Below are 1255 nucleotides of genomic sequence, written 5' to 3' on the forward strand. Positions count from 1 at the left end.
CGGCGGGGGTCACGTCGTGATGCGGGCCGAACGCCAAAAGGCCGGCCACACCGAGGGCAGCAGCACCGACAGCGAGGGCGGTTGCCCCCACGGTCACAGCACCAGTGGTTTCCATGACAAATCAGCTCCCGATCGGGACGGACACCGGCAGCAACGGCTGCGCGGGTCGAGAAACAGGAATCGGTTGCGCCACAACCGGAACCGAGGTCGCGGCCGGGCCAGGCGCGGAAGGTTCGGGCTCCACGGGTTCGCTGTCGTCCTCGACAGCAGCCGGAGCATCCTGGACGGGCTCGGCCACCGCAGCCGTGGGAGCCGGGGCCGGAGTCGAATCGTGTTGGGAGGCGCGGAACAACACCGCCAGGCCGTGGGTGTCCACGAGCAGCGATATCGGGGCGATAGCCGCCACGATCGCGCACAACCACGGCGGAAGCTCGCGACCGGCCGCCACGGCGTGAATGCTGTTGCCCAGCACCGACACCAGCGCCCCGACCACCAGAACCCAGGTGAAGAACCGGCGTTCCGGCGACTTCGCCAGCACCAGAGCCCCGGCAGTGGCTTGAACGATCGTGCCGTCGATAATCAGCGGGAACAGCCACGCATCACCGGGCGGGATGTGCGCCAACACGGCCAGGTCCCGCAAGGTAGCGAAGCTGAGGCGGAACGCGGCGGCACCGACGCCCACGATCACCAGGACCGCGAACACCCGCGCCGCACGCATTCCCCGCTCAGGCGTGAACATCAGGCAGCCTTGTCCGCCGCCAGACGCTCCGCCACGTCGTGCATCATCAGAATCTGCGGCAGCTGCTCGGCGAGGGTGCGAGCATCCTCGATCGACAGGTACAACCGCGCGGACCCGATGGCCTCGTGGTTCAGCTCCACACTCACCGCAGCCCGAGTCGGCCCCCATGCGGTATCACGCGCCGGGCAGTACTCGGCCTCAACACCATCGAACTTGTGGATGTATGCGCTGATGAACGACATGGCGGTCACGCAGCCTTCGAGTCGCTGCGCGCCGGACGAGCCGCACCCGGATCGGCCGCGGGGCCCTTGGCGCCGGAGGTGTCGCCGACGATGCCGGTAGCCCGCACCGTCCAACCCAGCGTCTTGAACTCGCCCTGACCGGTCACCTTCGGCTGAAGAGTGACGTTCTCCAGCACGATCGACCGCATACCGGGCAGAACCTCCGGAGTCGACGGCACCGGAGCCACGTCCGCCAGGAAGATCACCTGAATACTCGACTTCTTCGGGTTCGTCT

2 protein-coding genes and 1 pseudogene are annotated in these 1255 nt (G+C 67.6%); all 3 read right to left on the bottom strand.

Going from position 1 to position 1255, the window contains the following annotated elements:
- Positions 1-121: 121 nt before the first annotated feature.
- Positions 122-739, bottom strand: coding sequence for a DUF2637 domain-containing protein (locus ON37_RS31220; protein WP_245553511.1), 618 nt, complete (start codon positions 737-739; stop codon positions 122-124).
- Complete coding sequence (locus ON37_RS26600; protein WP_083893311.1) at positions 739-981, bottom strand: hypothetical protein; 243 nt, start codon at positions 979-981, stop codon at positions 739-741. The genes ON37_RS31220 and ON37_RS26600 overlap by 1 nt, the downstream gene beginning before the upstream one ends.
- A 5-nt stretch (positions 982-986) precedes the next feature.
- Positions 987-1255 (bottom strand): annotated as a pseudogene (locus ON37_RS26605) (hypothetical protein); the annotation flags it as partial.

This window comes from Nocardia veterana NBRC 100344 (assembly GCF_000308855.1).
Classification (GTDB): domain Bacteria; phylum Actinomycetota; class Actinomycetes; order Mycobacteriales; family Mycobacteriaceae; genus Nocardia; species Nocardia veterana.